Raw genomic sequence first — 16,009 nt, 5'->3', positions numbered from 1 at the left:
AAATGGATTATCACAGCAGGAGATTCATCATGGCCAACGGATGCCGTCTGACAGAGCTGCCGTTTGACAACAGTTATGCAAGGCTGCCTTCGCAATGGTTCCAGCATGTGGACGTGCAGCCACTCAAGGGGGCACATTTGGCTGCCTTTTGTCCGGAGGTGGCGCAACTGATCGGTCTGGATCCCTGTTCTGTTTCGCCCTCGGAGCTGGTCGAGTGTTGCACTGGCCTGCGAGAGTGGCCGGGCACCGAACCGCTGGCGATGAAATATACCGGCCATCAGTTTGGCTCCTACAACCCGGACCTGGGGGATGGCAGAGGACTGCTGCTGGGTGAAGTGAACGGCCGTGATCAGGTCCGCTATGACCTCCACCTCAAAGGCGCCGGTAAAACCGCCTTTTCCCGTTTTGGCGATGGGCGTGCAGTGCTCAGATCCAGCATTCGTGAATACCTTGCCGGTGAAGCGATGGCGGGTCTGGGCATACCCACGACGCGGGCACTCTGCCTGATCGGCAGTGAAGAGTTTACGCTGCGTAACGGCATGGAACCCTGCGCTCAACTACTGCGAGTGACCCCCTGCCATGTCCGTTTCGGGCACTTTGAATTTTTTTTCTATTCCGGACGCCATGAAGAGCTTAAACAGCTGGCGGATTACTGCCTGACTCGCTATTACCCCGAGTGCAGGGACGCGGATGACCCTTACCTGGCGATGTTTCGATCCATCCTGGAGCGCACCGTCGAACTGGTGGCTGCCTGGCAGGCATATGGCTTTGTACACGGTGTCCTGAATACGGATAACATGTCGATCATTGGTGAGACCTTTGACTATGGTCCCTACACCTTCATGGACCATTACGAGCCTGATCATATCGCCAACAAGAATGATCATGTCGGTCGGTACGCCTTTGCCCGACAGCCCTCCATTGTGCTCTGGAACCTGGCAGCATTGGCGCAGGCGATGCTGCCGCTGACGCAGCGTGAGGCGCTTGAAGCCGAGCTGGATCGTTATGAAAGCCTCTATGAAGCGGCCAAGCTGGATCGAATGCGTGCACGCCTGGGCTTGCAGCGGGTTGATGCCGAGGACGCTGATCTGGTGTCCCGGCTTGAAGCGCTATGGACCAGTGATCGAGTAGACCATAACCGTTTCCTGCGTACCCTGTCGGAATGGGTGCCGGGCAAAACGGCAAGCCTTGAAGCGCTGGTCAACGACTCGGCGGCACTGGGCGCCTGGTTGCAGCGTTACGCAGCGCGTGTTGAGCAGGAGGCGGCAAGTGAGCCCATTCGTCATCAGCAGATGCGGGCGATGAACCCCCGTTACATTCTCCGCAACTACATGGCAGAGGAGGTGATTCGCGAGGCGCATCAGGGCGATTACCGACCGCTGAATGCGCTTCTGCCGGTGTTGCGCCATCCGGGGGATGAGCATCCGGATATGGAGCGGTATGCCGGTGCGCCCCCGAAGTGGGCCCGGGCCATTAATCTGACCTGCTCATCCTGAGGTGTCACGGTTGCCCGTGTCAGTGCTGCACGGACCTGCACGTTCTGTGTTAGTCTGAACCTAACCACTTGATTCGTGGTCAGTTCAGACAGTGATACAAACAAGCAGGAGGCCCCATGTCCCGATGGGTGACATTGGTATTGCGTGCGTTGCTGTTGTGGCTGGTCTGGTGGGCATTAACGGATGGAGATGCCACGGGCCTGCTGTTTGGTGGCATTGTAAGCCTGCTGGTCAGCAGTCTGTCCCTGGTGCTGTTTCCTCCCTCACCCCATATTATCCGTGTTCATGCCCTGCCCGGGTTCGCCCTGTTTTTCCTGAGTCACTCATTGTTGGCGGCAGTGGATGTTTCGCGCCGTCTTCTTTCACCATCGCTACCTGTAACGCCCGGCTACCTGCGTGCGCCTCTTTCATTACCGGAAGGCGTACCGCGCTGGCTGTTGGCCAACACATTGTCACTGCTTCCGGGTACGCTCAGTGTCACCCTGGATGGCGATGAAATTGAACTGCACTGCCTGGATCTGACTCAACCCGTGAGGCAGGAGGTGGAGCAGACACAGCGGTGTGTGGCCAAACTCTTTGGTCTGACGTTGAATCCTGAGGAGCGCGGATGACACTGGTACTGCACCTGGTTGCGTTGTTTCTTCTGTTGACGTTGATGCTGGGAGTTGTCCGTATCTGGCATGGTCCGACGGCCGCCGACCGTATGCTCGCCTCGCAGCTGTTTGGTACCACCGGAGTTGCGCTGTTGCTGGTGCTGGCTGAGGCTCAACAGATTCCTTCATTGCGTGATGTGGCGCTGATACTGGCGGTACTGGCGGTGTTTTCCGCCGCCGCCTTTGTCACCCGTGTGGTGCGGATTGAAGGCGAAAAAACTGACCGCCATGCGGTCAAGGGGCATGACGATGATTGATGGGCTGATATTCGGTCTGCAGATCCTGTTGTTGGTCAGTGGTTGCTTTTTCTTTGCGCTCGGCACGCTCGGTCTGTTTCGTTTCAACGATACCCTGTGCCGCATTCACGCTCTGACAAAGATCGATAATCTTGGATTGGGATTGGTCATCCTTGCTTTACTCACGATGACGCCATCGGTTGCCAGTGGTTTGAAAACACTGCTGATTTGGTGGGTTGCGCTTGCAGCAAGCGCCACTTCCGCTCATCTGGTTGCGCGTGCCGTGCGCATACATGAGCCTTCGCTGCCCGATCCACTGCGTGAAAGGGAGCACAAGGATGGTTGAAATTCTGCTGGACCTTCTGTTGGCACTGGCACTGATCTTGACCGCTGCAGCGGCATTGCTGTCGCAGGACCTGTTTCGGGCGATAGTCGTTTTCATTGCGTTTGGCCTGCTGATGGCGGTGTGCTGGGTACGGTTGCAGGCTCCGGACATCGCTCTCGCCGAGGCAGCCATTGGCGCGGGCCTGACAGGGGTGCTGTTGCTGGATGCGGTCAGTCACTTTCGTCGTGGCAGAGGCACCGACTCGGTTGTCGAGGAGGAGCGCGGATGAGATCACCGGCTGCCCGTATTGGCATGCTGTTGCTGGCATTGATGCTGACGGCGCTCCTGGGTCGCAGTGTATGGCAGCTGAGCATGCTGGAGCCTGCATCTGATTTGCCACGCCAGTTACAGGATAAGCTTGCGGCCAGTGGGGTGGAGCATCCGGTAACAGCGGTACTGCTCAATTTTCGCAGTTACGATACCCTGCTTGAAATAGCTGTGCTGGTGATTGCGGCGATGGCGGGTATTTCCATGGCGCGTACCCGCTCGCTGGAAGATCCTGAGCTGCGAACGTCCGATACGCTGCTCAGGGCCCTGTTGCGCTGGCTGGTGCCGCTGATGCTGCTGTTGGCTGGTTACCTGCTTTGGGCCGGAGCTGATCGGCCCGGAGGTGCGTTTCAGGCCGGGGCCATGCTGGCGGCCACCGGGGTATTGATGCGCCTGACCGGTCTGCCGCTGGATTTTCTGCGCCCCGGCATCCTGTTGCGTATCGGGCTGGTGCTTGGCTTTGCGCTGTTTCTGTTGGTTGGTCTTGCCAGCGCCATCGCCGGTGACGTGTTTCTGGCCTACCCGCGTGAATTTGTTAAAGGACTGATTCTGTCTATTGAAACCCTGCTGACGCTGTCAATCGGGATGATCCTGCTGGCACTGTTTGTGGCCGCGCCGGTTAATGATGCCAGTGAGCCAGAGGAGGGTGAAAAATGAGCACACCGCTATTGTACGCCCTCACCGGTGCTGTGCTCTGGGGCATTGGCCTGATGGGCCTGATCGGTTTGCGACACTTGCTGCGCAAATTGCTGGCGCTCAACTTGATCGGTTCGGCCACGTTTCTGATCCTGGTTGGGCTGGCACAACATCATAACGGGCCAGACCCTGTGCCCCAGGCACTGGTATTGACCGGTATTGTGGTATCGATTGCGGCTACGGCACTGGGGGTTGTATTGATCCGGCGCTATTTCCATCTGACCGGCAGAACTGAACTTGAGTCTGAGGTTCCGGAAGCAGGCCGTGATGAGGAGGGACACTCGGGATGAGCAATTGGCTGATGGCCGGGCTGTTGTTCACACCCCTGGCATTGGCAACGGTGTCACTGCTGCTTGGATTTCGCCAGGGACGCGCACTGTCCTGGCTGGGCATGCTGTTGCAGCTGCTGGTGTCAGTCGGGCTCTGGTGGCTGGTCCGGCACGAAGGCGGGTTTTACTACACGCTGGCGGGCTGGGATGCTCCGCTCGGCATTGAATTGCGTGTCGACGGGCTGGTCGTTACCTTCCTGCTGTTAACAACGCTGGTCGCCAGTGGTTGCGGCATTCATGCCGGTTTTTACCTTGAGCCCGACAGGCCTTGGCAACGCTACTTCTGGCCACTGTACTGGTTCCTGTGGGCAGGGCTGAATACGGTTTGGATGGGCGGGGATCTGTTCAATCTTTATGTCGGACTTGAGCTGATTACGTTGTCTGCCGTTGGGCTGGTTGCACTGGGCGGGCAGGCCGAGGCACTGCGAGCGGCTCTGCGCTATCTGCTGGCCGCATTATTGGGGTCTTTGGCCTACCTGCTGGGTGTGGCATTGGTCTACGGACAGTTTGGAACGCTTTCACTGGCCGATGTGGCCGGTCAGGTGCGTGTATCCGAGCATGCCCTGCTGATGCGTCCGGCACTGGTGCTGATGCTGGTGGGGCTGGCGCTGAAAACGGCTCTGTTCCCCCTGCATGGCTGGTTGCCGCCTGCGCATGGCATTGCCAAATCGCCGGTGAGTGCGCTGCTTTCGGCGCTGGTGGTGAAAGCCTCGTTCTACATTGCCGCCCGTGTCTGGCTTGAAGCGGGAGTTGCCGTGGCATCGCAGTGGATGGCCCAGTTGCTGGGTGTGCTGGGAGCGGTCGCAATCATCTGGGGCAGCTGGCTTGCACTTTGTCAGCCTCGGCTTAAGCAGGTGGTTGCCTACTCGTCAGTTGCTCAGATTGGCTATCTGTTTCTGCTGTTTCCTCTGACCTTTGGTGTAGAAGCCTCTGTTTCTTTGCATGCGCAGCAGGGCATAACACTGCAGGTGATCAGCCATGCCCTGGCCAAGGCCGCCATGTTTCTGGCCGCCGGCAACCTGATCCTGGCCGTGGGCAGCAACCGTGTGGAAGCACTGGCTGGGGTGAGCCATTTCCTGCCTTTCTCGCTGTTCTCCTTCGGGCTTGCCGGTGTCTCCCTGATGGGGTTGCCGCCATCCGGCGGTTTTGCTGCCAAATGGATGTTGCTGCAGGCGAGCATGGCCTCGGGGCAATGGTGGTGGATTATGGTTCTCGCAGGCGGAGGCCTGCTGTCGGCGGCGTATGTGTTTCGGATTTATAAAGCTTCATTCCTCGAACGGGATGAACAGGATCACTTCTACCATCCTGATCGTCGTCTGGAAGTGGCGGCCATGCTGCTGGCGTTGGCATCGCTCGGAGTGGGTGTCAGCGGCAGTCAGGTGCTGTCCGTAATGGCGATGCCGTTTGAGGAGGTGCAATGATGCAGCAGGCCCTTATACCGGTCTTTGCATTGCTCTGCTCCATGCTGGCCGCCGCAATTATCTTTACCCTGCCGGAAGAGCGTCAACGCCTGCGCACAGTGATCAACCTGCTGGCGGCCTTGATCAAGGTGGCGCTGGTTGGGGTAATGACCTGGGGTGTGCTGAATGAGCGTGATTACGGCCTCAGTTATGAGATTCTGCCCGGCGTCAGTTTTGTGCTTCAAGCCGATGCGCTGGCCATGATGTTTGCGGGGCTGTCAGCGGTGCTCTGGCTCCTCACCACCATATATGCCGTGGGCTATCTGGAAGGTTCGCCCAATCGAAGCCGCTTCTTCGGCTTTTTCAGCCTGTGTGTGGCCAGTACCATGGGTATTGCGCTGGCCGGCAACCTGTTCACCTTCTTTCTGTTCTACGAAATGCTGACGCTGTCGACTTATCCGCTGGTAGTGCATCGAGGTACTGATAAGGCACTGCGAGCAGGCCGTAACTACATCATGTACACGCTCAGCGGTGGTGCGGCTTTGCTGCTGGGCATAATCTGGTTGCAGGGTCTGGTGGGGGATATCTCCTTCCAGGAAACGGGGCAGCTCAAAGACGTTGATGAGAACCTTCATCTGCCATTGATGCTGGTATTTGGCCTGTTGGTGGCGGGCCTTGGGGTCAAGGCGGCACTGTTTCCATTGCATGGCTGGCTGCCACAGGCCATGGTTGCGCCCGCTCCGGTGAGTGCATTGCTGCATGCGGTGGCGGTAGTGAAAGCCGGAGCATTCGGCATCGTGCGGGTGGTATATGATCTCTATGGCATTGAGTTTGCGACCTTGCTTGGAGTGCTGGAACCCTTGGGCTGGCTGGCAGCATTCACCATCGTCTATGGTTCGGTCCGTGCGTTATCACAGAGCGACTTGAAGCGACGGCTGGCTTACTCAACGGTTAGTCAGGTGTCCTACATCGTATTGGGTGCTGCCGTGTTTGGTCCTGTGGGGACGGTAGGCGGGCTGGTGCATCTGCTGCATCAGGGCATCATGAAAATCACACTGTTTTTCTGTGCCGGCAACTATGCCGAAACGCTCGGTATCCACAAAGTACAGGAATTAAACGGAGCCGGTCGTCGTATGCCGCTGACCTCGGCAGCCTTCACACTGGCTGCATTCGGCATGATAGGTGCGCCACCATTGGCCGGTTTTGTTACCAAATGGACCCTGGGCAGCGGGGCCTTGAATGTCGGGATGGAGTGGGTGGTCGCAGTGCTACTGATCAGCAGTATGCTTAACGCTGCCTATTTTCTGCCTGTGATTCATCGACTCTGGTTCCTGTCGGAATATGAATGGTCATATCAGCGCCGCTGGGGGCGACTGGAAACGCACAGCTGGCTGCTCTGGCCACCGCTGGTTACCGCTTCGTTAACCCTGCTGGCCGGCCTGTTTGCAGTGTTGCCGTTTAGTCCGCTGAGCTGGGCCGAACTGATTGCGGCACGGGAGTATCTGCCATGATGGTCTGGGTGTTGCTGGCGGTGTGTCTACCCTTGCTGCCAGTCGTGCTGGCCCTGCACCCTGCGTTGCAGCGTTGGCAGTGGCGACTGCTGCCGCTGGTGTCCTTGCCGGCACTGGGGCTGGTGCTGCTGGGGCCTGCGCAATGGCAGCTTGGATTGCCGGGACTGCTGTTGGGAGCGAACTGGCAGCTGGATGCCCTGCGTCAGCCCTTTCTTCTGCTGACGGCGTTGCTTTGGAGTTTTGCCGGACTGTACGCGACTGGCTACGTTAAGCGGTGTCGACGCAGCTTTGCGCTGTTCTGGGGGCTTACATTGTGTGGCAATCTGGGGTTGGTCCTTGCCGCCGATCTGGTCAGCTTCTATGCCTTTTTCGCTTTGATGACCTTTGCCGGGTACGGTTTGGTGGTGCATGAGCGCACATCGGCTGCCTTCAGAGCCGGGAGAGTCTATCTGGTCATGGCCGTGCTGGGCGAGATGGCGCTGCTGGCCGGACTGTTGCTGGCGGCAGGAACAGCCAACAGTCTGCTGCTGGCAGACCTGTCGGTCGCCATCGCTGAATCCCCTCGTGCCGACTTGATAATGGTTTTTTTGCTGGTTGGTTTTGGTGTTAAGGCGGGGTTGCTGCTGTTGCATCTCTGGTTGCCGTTAGCGCATCCGGTTGCCCCCACACCCGCCAGCGCCGTGCTCAGCGGCGCAATGATCAAGGCCGGGCTGCTGGGCTGGCTGCTGACGCTGCCGCTGGGTCAGACGAGCCAGCTTGTAACGGGAACGGTATTGGTGTTGATCGGGATGTTGGCCTCGCTGGGGGGCGCGCTTATCGGGGTATGTCAGCGCCAGAGCAAGGCAGTTCTTGCCTACTCAAGCATCAGCCAGATGGGATTGATGACGCTGATGCTGGGTGTTGCCCTGGCAGTACCCGAGCGCACGGTTTGGCTGTTGCCCGTCATTGGTACCTTTGCCCTCCATCATGCTCTGGCCAAGGGGGCACTGTTTCTGTCGGTGGGTATCAGAATGCCGAACCATCGTCTTGCTCGCTGGCTTTACTGGGGGGTGATTGCAGTGCCTGGGCTCTCTCTCGCGGGACTGCCCCTGACCAGTGGGGCCCATACCAAACTGGCCATGAAACAGGCATTACAGGTGGATGGGCTTGTGTGGTCGCTGGCGCCTTGGCTTGGTAATCTGCTCACCGCTGGTGCGATGGCAACCTTGCTGCTGGTGCTGCGTTTCCTCTGGTTGCAAGTGCGCAATACAAACAGAAATGAGTCCGGTCCCTGTATGCAGATGGGCTGGGGACTTGTACTGATGGCCAGTCTGTTGTTTCCCTGGTTTGCCCCAGAGCTGCCGGCCGCAATCACCACGACACTGGCGGATCACGTCACGTACTGGATGGCACTGATCTGGCCGATGCTGGTGGCGCTGTTTATGGCCGGAATGGTTGTGGCGATTCGCTTGCGGGCGCCTGAAGTGCCTGCGGGGGATCTGGTTGTACTGCTGGAGGACAGTGTGAAGAAGGCTCGGGGCAGGTCGCGTGTGAGTGTTTCGATTCGCATCGGGGGCAAGCGGGTTGAATGGCTGCAAAAAGCACTCGTGTGTCGGGTCCAACCCGCAGAGACCGGATTGCGAGTGCATATTGCAGGATCAGTGCTGATCCTGGCGTTGTTATTTTTTCTGCTGTAACTGCAACCTGCTTGGATCTGCCCCACAGAGCCTGGGCGTTGCAACTGATCTCAATGGCGGCTCTGTAATTTGGCACCCAGCCAGACGGAGGTGATCCCGCCAATAATGACCAGCAGGGTGCCGGACAGGCTTTTGATGTCCGGTACCTGGTCCCAGATCATCCAGCCCCACACACCTGTCATGACGACCCCGAAGTAACTCAAGGGTGAAATGATGGATGCCGGTGCATGGCTGTAAGCGCGGGTGTACAGCCACATGGTGATCCAGATCGAAAGCGCGATCAGTGCTACAAGCGGCAGGGCCGCCGGTTCTGGCGTGCGCCAGTTAAACAGTGCCAGAGGTGTGCTGGCCAGCGTAGAAATCAGGAAATAGTAAAACAGTATACGGTTGGTCGGCTCTGTCTGTGCCAACGCCCGCGTGGTGACAATCGACCCTGCCAGTGTGAGTGCCGAGAGTACACCCACCAGGTGCCAGCCGCTTAAGCCCACGCCCTCCGGCTGGATGATCAGAGCAATCCCTGCAAAGCCTGTCAGAAGCGGCCCCCAGGCCAGCAGAGGCAGCCTTGCGCCATGCCAGAGCAGTAACCAGATGGGCACGCAGAGCGGAGCGGCGTTGCGCAGTAATGCGGCGTCTACCAGTGGAATCTGCTCCAGCGCCAGGTAATAGGTGTAAAAGCAGGCCCAGCCGCAGGTACCGCGCAGCAAGTGCAGAAAGGGCCGGGGAGTTGCCAGACAGCGGATACCCCGTTTCAATACCCAGGGGAGCATGGCGCAGGTGCACAGCAGGTACTGAAAAAAGACAATCATCTCGATGCTGAGGGTGTCGGCGGTGAGCTTGATCAGTACAGCGGCCAGGCTCATGACAAGGCTGGTCGCCAGAGCAAGGCCAACACCGGTTGCCAGCTGGGGTTGAGTTGCAGACACTGGAAGGTGATCCCTGTACATTTATCCGATTGAACCCACTGATGTATGGAACACATCGAATGGAAGACTTGATACTGCTGTTACAGAGCAACCGCTTGAATGCGGTGGCACTGGTCTGGTTCCTGTTGTGTTTTCGGGGCTATATGTATTACGCCGATCGAAAAAGTCACACAACAGCGTGCCTGTCGAGCCTGTTGCATCTCTATCGCACTGAATGGATGGAGCGCATGCTAGCACGGGACGTGCGGATCGCCGATACCACGGCCATCGCAAACCTGGAACGGAGTGTGGCCTTTTTCGCCTCCACGACCATTCTGGTGCTGGCGGGCCTTGTGACCGTCATGAGCTCGGCGGAGAAGGCCATCAACATGGTGCAGGATCTGCCTTTTGTGGTACCGGCCACCCGACAGGAGTGGGAGCTTAAGCTACTGCTGCTGGTGTTGCTGTTTATCTATGCCTTTTTCAAGTTCACCTGGAGCCTGCGTCAGTACGGCTTTGTGTCGGTGATGATTGGCGGTGCGCCTTCACCCGCTGAAGAGCCCAGTGCCAGCCAGGTCAAGGCGCATGCACAGCGGATCGCCACCATGGCCTCCATGGCGGCCAATAACTTCAACCTGGGTTTGAGGACCTACTATTTCAGCATCAGTGTACTGGGCTGGTTCATCAATCCCTGGTGCTTCATGCTGCTCAGCCTGGCGATAGTCGTGATACTCTACCGCCGCGAATTTACCTCTTCTACGCTGGATACCCTGAAAATGAGTGCCGGAGACCCACAATGACGCCCGATCTCTATACCGGCCGCTGCACGCGCTTTCTGAACGCACAGCCCCATATGCGCAAGCTGGGCATTCAACTGGTCAAGGCCGCCCCGCGTGAAGCGGTGCTGGTCTTGCCGGTGCAGCCACAACTGGTGAGTGATGTGCTCGACACCTATCTGCATGGCGGAGTCCTGACGACACTGGTGGACGCGGCCAGCAGTGTTTCGACACTGTGTGCGCTGGATGAGTTCGAGCTGTGCCCGACCCTGGACCTGCGTATTGACCATATGCGTACCCCGGTTCAGAGCCAGCCGTTGTACGTACAGGCTGAATGTTATCGCATTACCCGCAGTGTGCTGTTCACACGCGCGTCGGTCTATCAGGCATCGCCCGAAAAGCCGGTTGCCAACGCGGTGGCTACGTTCATGCGCCCCGAGCCGGGCAGTACGGATACGGCATTCAGAGCCATGATTGAAGGACAGGAACATGAAGCAACTGCTTGATCTGGTCACCGAGGCGCATCAGAGTGGCGACTACCAGCCTCTGGTTGACCTGATTCCCTATGCGCGCATGCTGGGTGTCGAGTGCGCCTGTTATGGTGAGGAAGTCATCTTCCGCTTGCCGGCCAGTGAGGACCATCTGGGCAACCCGACCATCCCGGCGATTCACGGTGGTGTTATCGCGGCCTTCATGGAACTGACAGCGCAGTTCCAGCTTACCCTGCAAATGCCTCAGCCCGGGCTGGCCAAGGTGATCGACTTCTCGCTGGATTACATGCGTGCCGGACTGGACCGGGACACCTTTGCAATCTGCCGGGTCAGCCGTCAGGGTCGACGTGTGGGGAGCTGTTCTGTGCTCGCATGGCAGGAGCGCAAAAGCAAACCGATTGCACAGGCGCGCGCCCATTTCCTGCTGGATGCGGGGAAAGATTCGGCAAATCCTGATTAAACGGTTGAAAAATACGTGGCGGGCCCCATATCCGTTCAAGCTAACAGTTTGTTTTTCGGAGATTAGGTACGCCTGCCATGAGCACTGAAACTCAGAAAGAGACACTTGGTTTTCAGACAGAAGTAAAACAGCTTCTGAATCTGATGATTCACTCCCTGTATTCCAATAAAGAGATCTTTCTGCGTGAGTTGATCTCGAACGCTTCGGACGCCTCCGAGAAGCTTCGTTTTGAAGCCCTGCACAACGACGCGCTGTATGAAGGTGATCCGGAGCTGGCGATCCGTATCGAGTATGACAAGGATGCCAAAACGGTCACCATCGAGGACCGCGGTATCGGCATGAGCCGGGAAGACGTGATTGAAAACCTGGGTACCATTGCCAAATCAGGCACCGCCAGCTTCCTGTCCAGCCTGACGGGTGATCAGGCCAAGGACAGCCAGTTGATCGGTCAGTTTGGTGTAGGCTTCTATTCGGCCTTCATCGTGGCAGAGCGAGTGGATGTCTATACCCGTCGCGCCGGTGTTGCTCCGACCGAAGGCGTGCACTGGTCTTCAACCGGTGAGGGCGACTTCACCATCGGCACGATTGAAAAGGCGAATCGTGGTACTCGCATTGTACTCAAGCTGAAAGAGGGCGAGGAAGAGTTTGCCGATGGCTTCCGTCTGCGCAGCCTGGTGCGGAAGTACTCCGATCACATCTCCATTCCGGTGCAGATGCTGAAAGAGGAGCTGCCGGGCGAAGATGATGAAGATCAGGCAGAAAAGACGCCCGAGCTGGAAAGCGTAAACTCGGCAACGGCTCTGTGGACTCGCCCCAAGACCGACCTGACGGACGAAGAGTACCAGGAGTTCTACAAACATATCTCGCATGATTTCTCCGATGCACTGACCTGGTCTCACAACAAGGTTGAGGGGAATCTGGAATACACCAGCCTGTTGTATGTGCCGGAAAACGCACCCTATGATCTCTGGAATCGTGAAGCACCGCGCGGTCTCAAGCTGTATGTTCAGCGCGTCTTTATCATGGATCAGGCCGATCAGTTCCTGCCGCTCTATCTGCGTTTCATCAAGGGCGTGGTCGACAGCAACAACCTGTCCCTGAACGTGTCCCGCGAAATCCTGCAGAAAGACCCGAATGTCGATAAGCTGCGTTCTGCCCTGACCAAGCGTGTTCTGGACATGCTGGCCAAACTGGCCAAGAAGGATGCGGACAAGTACGCCAAGTTCTGGAACACCTTTGGCCAGGTGATGAAGGAAGGCCCGGCTGAAGACATGGGCAATCGTGACAAGATTCTCAAGCTGCTGCGCTTTGCTTCAACTCACAGCGGCACGGCCGAACAGAATGTGTCGCTGGAAGACTATGTCAGCCGCATGAAGGAAGGTCAGAAGAAGATCTACTATGTGGTGGCGGACTCCTTCAATACGGCCAAGAACAGTCCTCATCTGGAAGTGTTCCGCAAGAAGGGCATCGAAGTGCTGCTGTTGTCGGATCGCATCGACGAATGGATGATGAGCCAGCTGTTCGACTTTGAAGGACACAACTTCCAGGATGTGACCAAGGGCGAGCTGGATCTGGGCGACACTGAGTCCGAAGATGAAAAGAAGAAGCTCGAAGAAGTGGCCAAGGAGCATGAAGGTCTGGTCGAGCGCCTGAACAAGGTGTTGGAAGACCGCGTTGACTCCATCCGTATTACCCATCGTTTGACGGACTCGCCGGCCTGTCTAGTAATCGGTGATTACGACATGGGTCTGCAGATGCGGCGCATCATGGAAGCGGCTGGCCAGCCCGTACCGGAGAGCAAGCCGATCTTCGAGATCAACCCGGAACACCCCCTGATCAACAAGCTGGACCAGGAGCCGGACGAGGATCGCTTCGGTGAGCTGGCGCTGGTGCTGTTTGACCAGGCAGGTCTGGCAGCCGGTGCCAACCTTGACGATCCTGCAAGCTATGTGCAGCGACTGAACAAGCTGTTGCTCGAGTTGAGCAGCTGATCGGCAGTCACATCTGAAGCATCAGAAAAGGGCGACAGGAGTCGCCCTTTTTCGTGGGCTGAGCAAGGTCAAAGACTTTTGCTGAACCAGAGGCTATGCTGGACACAAATAAACACAGGAGAGTTGTATGAAGGCATTTATGACGGGTTTGGCATGCTTGGGGGTGGTGGCTGTGGTGTCACCCGTGCAGGCCATGTCGGCAGATGAAATTGTAGCCAAACACTGTTCGGCTTGTCATGAAGCAGGGCTGGGCGGTGCACCCAAGCTGACCGATAAGGATGCCTGGGCTCCGCGCATCGCAAAAGGGGTGGATGCCATGGCGCAAACGGTAATGTCCGGTAAGGGGGCCATGCCGCCCAAAGGTACCTGTGGCAGCTGCTCCGACGAGGAGATCAAGGCCGCCATCGAGGCCATGATTGCGCCGCTTAAATAAACGCGTTTTGGTGCGGCAACATGGTCAGGAAGCTGACTGTTGCCGCATCAACCGCATGGACTCACGTGTCCAGGCAATGCTCTCAAGGTAGCGCGCGTTAAACCGCCCCATCCGCACCTCGTCTTGTTCGTCCGACCATTCCCCCTGCATGAAGGCTTCCACGCGGTAAATCAGTTCACCCAGCTCGCCCTTTCCATTCATGACGGCGTCATGAATTTCATCACTGACATGTACTTCATCCAGCATTTGTTCACGGGGTGTGTCCAGCAAGCCATCCAGATGCATCAAAAGACCGGCCATGAAGGCTTGTCCGGGCGATGGGAGCTTTTCATCGATTGCGATCAGTTCCGACATGCGGGCAAGCAGAAGCAGCTGTCGAATCAGCTCTGATGGCTTGCTCGGGTGGTCTGCCAGCGTAATGAGCGTGAGCCACTTCTTGAGTTCCTGCAGGCCCAGGTACACCAGAGTTTCCTGAATGCTGCTCACCTTGCGCTGCAGCCCGAATGCCGATGAGTTCACCAGACGCAGCAGCTTGTAGGTCAGACCCGGGTCACGCTCGATGAGCGCACGAATGTCAGCCATCTCCACATCGGGCTGATTCAGCGATGCCAGAAGCTGCAGCAGTATGGCCCGGTTGCACTCGGTGTGGGTGCCCTTTAGAAGCTGTGGCTTGCTGAAGAAGTAGCCCTGAAACAGTTCAAACCCCAGCTCGATACAGAGCTGATGCTCTTCATGTGTCTCCACTTTTTCCGCCAGCAAGCGGACATTGAACGGTTTGATCAGCTCGACCTGCTGGCGCAGACCTTCAGCGCTGTGGGCGCGGATATCCAGCTTGACGATCCTGGCGATATCCAGCAGTGGAACGGCGGCTTCAGTGTACTCGAAGTCATCCAGTGCAATGGTGTAGCCGGCGTCGGCCAGTCGCTTGACGGAATCAAGCAGTGTGGGTGTGATCAGGCAATCTTCCAGTACCTCGATCACGATCTCCTGAGGCGACATGGCGGGAAGAGTGCCCTGTTCAAGCATCTGTTGCGTGAAGTTGACGAATGCAGGCATGACCCTTAGGTTGCCGGCTTCACTGACACTGGTGTAGGAGTGAAGGAGTACGCGGCTGCTGGCCTGGTCGCCGCTGATCAAGGGGATCTGGTTTACGCCCTCACTGTTGCGATACAAGAGCTCATAGGCAACAACTTTCATGTTGCTGTTAAAGATCGGCTGCCTTGCCATCAATACCTGTGAGGTCATGCTCCAGCTCCTGGTCTGATTTGGTCTGAATATGCTGTATGAGCCGCGGTTGAATAGCTATTATGAATGAACGAAACCTTTATATGTATAAATTTCCGTCGCCGGAAGGTATCTTTTTGTAGGGTTTACATACGGAAATCAAAAAAGAGGGCCCGTAGCCATGGCGCATGCGTCAACTGATTCTCGTTATACGGCACTCCTGAATGCCTCTCAGGATGCGGTCATCATTCTGGATGGCGAAACCATTGCTTCGGCCAGTTCCGGCAATAGTGCATGGGTGGTGCCCGCCCAAGTTGAAGGGCGCAGGCTGGAAGAGCTGTTTGCGTCCGACCTGTGCGAGCAGTTTCGTGAAGTAATAGGGCAGCTCAATGGCAAGAAAACCGTGCAGGAGCTTGAGTTCCAGCTTCGCCCCGAGCACTGTCCAGAGCTCAAGGCGCTGGGGCTGAGTGAGCCCTGCTGGTACGCCAGCCGCTGGGTGATGACGAGCGGCAGGGAAGTGCTGGTGAGCCTGAGAGATGTGACCGAACAGAAACGGCTGTCACGCAAGCTGACGACACAGGCGCAGCGTGACCCGTTGACAGGGGCTTATAATCGGCGTGCGCTGGTGCCGGTGCTGGAAATGTCAGTGGCTCAGGCCCTGCGTTACGATGGCGCGTCCAGTGTCGTGCTGATCGAGATCGATCAGCTCAAGGAGATCAACGAGCAGTTTGGCTGGGATGCGGGAGACAAGGTGTTGCAGCACAGTGTATCGACACTGCATCGCCTGAAGCGCACCTCGGACTTTCTGGCCCGCTACAGCGACAGCCAGCTGGTCATGGTGCTGGGAGAAACCAATCATGAGCAGGCACTGCTGGCGGGCGAGCGCATACGGGATGCGATTGCCGAGCAGGAGCTTCCGTATGCAACGGGTGATATCCGCTGGACCGTCAGCGTGGGTGTGGCCTCTGCACTGAACCCGGAAGACGATGGTGCCCAGGTGCTGCGGCGCGCGCATGAGCACCTGCTTATCGCCATCCATAGCGGTCGTAACCGTGTTGAAGGTGAGGCGCTTTAAGCGCCTCG

General features: G+C 57.5%; 18 protein-coding genes. 16 read left to right on the top strand and 2 right to left on the bottom strand.

The window, feature by feature from the left end:
- The first annotated feature begins 29 nt into the window (after positions 1-29).
- The 10 genes from H9C73_RS11560 to H9C73_RS11515 all read left to right on the top strand — a co-directional run bounded on the left by H9C73_RS11560 (position 30) and on the right by H9C73_RS11515 (position 8,649).
- Entirely contained in the window at positions 30-1,496 is a 1,467-nt protein-coding gene (locus H9C73_RS11560) for a protein adenylyltransferase SelO (RefSeq protein ID WP_209287982.1), read from the top strand.
- Between the two features lie 116 nt (positions 1,497-1,612).
- Positions 1,613-2,107 carry a Na+/H+ antiporter subunit E gene (locus H9C73_RS11555; protein WP_209287981.1) on the top strand — a complete coding sequence of 165 codons (495 nt, stop codon included), beginning with the start codon at positions 1,613-1,615 and terminating at the stop codon, positions 2,105-2,107.
- Positions 2,104-2,406, top strand: coding sequence for a monovalent cation/H+ antiporter complex subunit F (locus H9C73_RS11550; RefSeq protein WP_209287980.1), 303 nt, complete (start codon positions 2,104-2,106; stop codon positions 2,404-2,406). The genes H9C73_RS11555 and H9C73_RS11550 overlap by 4 nt, the downstream gene beginning before the upstream one ends.
- Entirely contained in the window at positions 2,393-2,731 is a 339-nt protein-coding gene (locus H9C73_RS11545; protein ID WP_209287979.1) for a cation:proton antiporter, read from the top strand. The genes H9C73_RS11550 and H9C73_RS11545 overlap by 14 nt, the downstream gene beginning before the upstream one ends.
- Positions 2,724-2,999 (top strand): Na(+)/H(+) antiporter subunit B, encoded by a 276-nt coding sequence (locus H9C73_RS11540; RefSeq protein ID WP_209287978.1) that lies wholly within the window; start codon positions 2,724-2,726, stop codon positions 2,997-2,999. The genes H9C73_RS11545 and H9C73_RS11540 overlap by 8 nt, the downstream gene beginning before the upstream one ends.
- Positions 2,996-3,694, top strand: coding sequence for an MnhB domain-containing protein (locus tag H9C73_RS11535; protein ID WP_209287977.1), 699 nt, complete (start codon positions 2,996-2,998; stop codon positions 3,692-3,694). The genes H9C73_RS11540 and H9C73_RS11535 overlap by 4 nt, the downstream gene beginning before the upstream one ends.
- The gene (locus H9C73_RS11530; RefSeq protein ID WP_209287976.1) at positions 3,691-4,023 is read left to right on the top strand and encodes an NADH-quinone oxidoreductase subunit K; all 333 of its coding nucleotides are present in this window, start codon (positions 3,691-3,693) and stop codon (positions 4,021-4,023) included. The genes H9C73_RS11535 and H9C73_RS11530 overlap by 4 nt, the downstream gene beginning before the upstream one ends.
- Positions 4,020-5,483: a complex I subunit 5 family protein gene (locus H9C73_RS11525; RefSeq protein WP_209287975.1), complete on the top strand. Its 1,464-nt coding sequence runs from the start codon at positions 4,020-4,022 to the stop codon at positions 5,481-5,483. The genes H9C73_RS11530 and H9C73_RS11525 overlap by 4 nt, the downstream gene beginning before the upstream one ends.
- Positions 5,480-6,973 carry a complex I subunit 5 family protein gene (locus H9C73_RS11520; protein WP_236014244.1) on the top strand — a complete coding sequence of 498 codons (1,494 nt, stop codon included), beginning with the start codon at positions 5,480-5,482 and terminating at the stop codon, positions 6,971-6,973. The genes H9C73_RS11525 and H9C73_RS11520 overlap by 4 nt, the downstream gene beginning before the upstream one ends.
- Positions 6,970-8,649 carry a complex I subunit 5 family protein gene (locus H9C73_RS11515; protein ID WP_209287974.1) on the top strand — a complete coding sequence of 560 codons (1,680 nt, stop codon included), beginning with the start codon at positions 6,970-6,972 and terminating at the stop codon, positions 8,647-8,649. Before H9C73_RS11520 ends, H9C73_RS11515 begins: the two co-directional genes overlap by 4 nt.
- 50 nt (positions 8,650-8,699) lie before the next feature.
- Here the strand turns inward: H9C73_RS11515 and H9C73_RS11510 are convergent, their stop codons facing one another.
- Positions 8,700-9,572, bottom strand: coding sequence for a DMT family transporter (locus tag H9C73_RS11510; RefSeq protein WP_209287973.1), 873 nt, complete (start codon positions 9,570-9,572; stop codon positions 8,700-8,702).
- Between the two features lie 59 nt (positions 9,573-9,631).
- On the opposite strand from H9C73_RS11510, the gene H9C73_RS11505 reads away from it, so the two are divergent.
- The 5 genes from H9C73_RS11505 to H9C73_RS11485 all read left to right on the top strand — a co-directional run bounded on the left by H9C73_RS11505 (position 9,632) and on the right by H9C73_RS11485 (position 13,702).
- Complete coding sequence (locus tag H9C73_RS11505) at positions 9,632-10,351, top strand: DUF599 domain-containing protein (protein ID WP_209287972.1); 720 nt, start codon at positions 9,632-9,634, stop codon at positions 10,349-10,351.
- Positions 10,348-10,833, top strand: a complete 486-nt coding sequence (locus H9C73_RS11500; RefSeq protein ID WP_209287971.1) for a PaaI family thioesterase — start codon at positions 10,348-10,350, stop codon at positions 10,831-10,833. The genes H9C73_RS11505 and H9C73_RS11500 overlap by 4 nt, the downstream gene beginning before the upstream one ends.
- Positions 10,817-11,278, top strand: coding sequence for a PaaI family thioesterase (locus tag H9C73_RS11495; RefSeq protein ID WP_209287970.1), 462 nt, complete (start codon positions 10,817-10,819; stop codon positions 11,276-11,278). The genes H9C73_RS11500 and H9C73_RS11495 overlap by 17 nt, the downstream gene beginning before the upstream one ends.
- Before the next feature lie 77 nt (positions 11,279-11,355).
- The gene (htpG, locus tag H9C73_RS11490) at positions 11,356-13,269 is read left to right on the top strand and encodes a molecular chaperone HtpG (protein WP_209287969.1); all 1,914 of its coding nucleotides are present in this window, start codon (positions 11,356-11,358) and stop codon (positions 13,267-13,269) included.
- A gap of 127 nt (positions 13,270-13,396) precedes the next feature.
- Positions 13,397-13,702 carry a c-type cytochrome gene (locus H9C73_RS11485; RefSeq protein ID WP_209287968.1) on the top strand — a complete coding sequence of 102 codons (306 nt, stop codon included), beginning with the start codon at positions 13,397-13,399 and terminating at the stop codon, positions 13,700-13,702.
- 24 nt (positions 13,703-13,726) lie between these two features.
- On the opposite strand, the gene H9C73_RS11480 is transcribed toward H9C73_RS11485, so the two are convergent.
- Entirely contained in the window at positions 13,727-14,947 is a 1,221-nt protein-coding gene (locus tag H9C73_RS11480) for an EAL and HDOD domain-containing protein (RefSeq protein ID WP_209287967.1), read from the bottom strand.
- A gap of 160 nt (positions 14,948-15,107) precedes the next feature.
- Here H9C73_RS11480 and H9C73_RS11475 point away from each other — a divergent pair, with 160 nt between their 5' ends.
- Positions 15,108-16,001: a GGDEF domain-containing protein gene (locus tag H9C73_RS11475; RefSeq protein WP_209287966.1), complete on the top strand. Its 894-nt coding sequence runs from the start codon at positions 15,108-15,110 to the stop codon at positions 15,999-16,001.
- The last annotated feature ends 8 nt before the right edge of the window (positions 16,002-16,009 follow it).

It is taken from the genome of Marinobacterium alkalitolerans (assembly GCF_017776525.1).
In the GTDB taxonomy this organism is placed as follows: Bacteria; Pseudomonadota; Gammaproteobacteria; order Pseudomonadales; family Balneatricaceae; genus Marinobacterium; species Marinobacterium alkalitolerans.
The sequence above is the reverse complement of the archived record's forward strand: the minus strand, read 5'-3'. Positions and strand labels throughout refer to the sequence as shown.

What these genes read in the sequence shown, in the direction of transcription:
- H9C73_RS11525 (WP_209287975.1), top strand. Translation starts at nt 4,020, where the DNA reads ATGAGCAATTGGCTGATGGCCGGGCTGTTGTTCACACCCCTGGCATTG.
- H9C73_RS11555 (WP_209287981.1), top strand. Translation starts at nt 1,613, where the DNA reads ATGTCCCGATGGGTGACATTGGTATTGCGTGCGTTGCTGTTGTGGCTG.
- H9C73_RS11560 (WP_209287982.1), top strand. Translation starts at nt 30, where the DNA reads ATGGCCAACGGATGCCGTCTGACAGAGCTGCCGTTTGACAACAGTTAT.
- H9C73_RS11530 (WP_209287976.1), top strand. Translation starts at nt 3,691, where the DNA reads ATGAGCACACCGCTATTGTACGCCCTCACCGGTGCTGTGCTCTGGGGC.
- H9C73_RS11550 (WP_209287980.1), top strand. Translation starts at nt 2,104, where the DNA reads ATGACACTGGTACTGCACCTGGTTGCGTTGTTTCTTCTGTTGACGTTG.
- H9C73_RS11545 (WP_209287979.1), top strand. Translation starts at nt 2,393, where the DNA reads ATGACGATGATTGATGGGCTGATATTCGGTCTGCAGATCCTGTTGTTG.
- H9C73_RS11495 (WP_209287970.1), top strand. Translation starts at nt 10,817, where the DNA reads ATGAAGCAACTGCTTGATCTGGTCACCGAGGCGCATCAGAGTGGCGAC.
- H9C73_RS11515 (WP_209287974.1), top strand. Translation starts at nt 6,970, where the DNA reads ATGATGGTCTGGGTGTTGCTGGCGGTGTGTCTACCCTTGCTGCCAGTC.
- H9C73_RS11505 (WP_209287972.1), top strand. Translation starts at nt 9,632, where the DNA reads ATGGAAGACTTGATACTGCTGTTACAGAGCAACCGCTTGAATGCGGTG.
- H9C73_RS11475 (WP_209287966.1), top strand. Translation starts at nt 15,108, where the DNA reads ATGGCGCATGCGTCAACTGATTCTCGTTATACGGCACTCCTGAATGCC.
- H9C73_RS11520 (WP_236014244.1), top strand. Translation starts at nt 5,480, where the DNA reads ATGATGCAGCAGGCCCTTATACCGGTCTTTGCATTGCTCTGCTCCATG.
- H9C73_RS11485 (WP_209287968.1), top strand. Translation starts at nt 13,397, where the DNA reads ATGAAGGCATTTATGACGGGTTTGGCATGCTTGGGGGTGGTGGCTGTG.
- htpG (WP_209287969.1), top strand. Translation starts at nt 11,356, where the DNA reads ATGAGCACTGAAACTCAGAAAGAGACACTTGGTTTTCAGACAGAAGTA.
- H9C73_RS11540 (WP_209287978.1), top strand. Translation starts at nt 2,724, where the DNA reads ATGGTTGAAATTCTGCTGGACCTTCTGTTGGCACTGGCACTGATCTTG.
- H9C73_RS11480 (WP_209287967.1), bottom strand. Translation starts at nt 14,947, where the DNA reads ATGACCTCACAGGTATTGATGGCAAGGCAGCCGATCTTTAACAGCAAC.
- H9C73_RS11535 (WP_209287977.1), top strand. Translation starts at nt 2,996, where the DNA reads ATGAGATCACCGGCTGCCCGTATTGGCATGCTGTTGCTGGCATTGATG.
- H9C73_RS11500 (WP_209287971.1), top strand. Translation starts at nt 10,348, where the DNA reads ATGACGCCCGATCTCTATACCGGCCGCTGCACGCGCTTTCTGAACGCA.